Below are 246 nucleotides of genomic sequence, written 5' to 3' on the forward strand. Positions count from 1 at the left end.
TAGGCCTGCTGGAATCGTTGCGAGAGATTGCGTGCCATGGACGAGATCGACGAGCTAACGGAGTTCCTGCAGAAGCTGACGCCATTGTCGCGCAGCTGCCTGCTCAGCGAACTCGAGCGGCTCGAGCGGTGCGAAGAAGTAGCGCGACGGATTGGCGGCGCGCGCCTGGGTCGATCCGTCCTTGCGAAATTCGGCGCGCAGCTTGGCCTGGATCTCCGCCGAGCCCGGCATGTCGATGCCGCACAG

At 64.2% G+C, this 246-nt stretch carries 1 pseudogene; it reads right to left on the bottom strand.

Going from position 1 to position 246, the window contains the following annotated elements:
• Nucleotides 1-54 precede the first annotated feature (54 nt).
• Nucleotides 55-246: pseudogene (locus tag G8O24_RS43400) on the bottom strand (hypothetical protein); the annotation flags it as partial.

The organism is Bradyrhizobium campsiandrae, from assembly GCF_014529705.1.
GTDB lineage: Bacteria > Pseudomonadota > Alphaproteobacteria > Rhizobiales > Xanthobacteraceae > Bradyrhizobium > Bradyrhizobium campsiandrae.